The 310-nt window shown below is 30.3% G+C and carries 1 protein-coding gene; it reads left to right on the top strand.

Annotated elements, in window-relative coordinates; translation table 11 throughout:
* Nucleotides 1-300: nucleotidyltransferase domain-containing protein (locus ACRD62_RS22565; protein ID WP_430822338.1), on the top strand; the 300-nt coding region annotated here is incomplete at its 5' end.
* Nucleotides 301-310: the final 10 nt, after the last annotated feature.

The following is a 310-nucleotide window of genomic DNA, read 5'->3' as shown; positions in this document are numbered from 1 at the left end:
ATATTATCTGACATAAAGAATACTGTAAAAGGAAAATTTCCTGATGCACAGATAATATTGTATGGTTCAAGAGCCAAAGGAATTGCTCGTGATGACTCCGATTGGGATTTGTTAATTCTACTAAACAAGGAAAAAATAACACCAGAAATTGAAGAATCAGTTACTTACCCGCTCTACGATTTAGAAATTGAATTAGGAGAAGTAATAAGCCCAATGGTTTATTCATTAAGTGAATGGAATTCAAAATATAAAATAACTCCATTTTACTATAATGTAATGAAGGAGGGAATACAATTATGACAGAATATAA

It is taken from the genome of Carboxylicivirga caseinilyticus, from assembly GCF_050589785.1.
GTDB classification, from domain to species: Bacteria; Bacteroidota; Bacteroidia; order Bacteroidales; family Marinilabiliaceae; genus Carboxylicivirga; species Carboxylicivirga caseinilyticus.
Note: the sequence above shows the minus strand (reverse complement) of the source record. Positions and strands in the feature narration are given on the sequence as shown.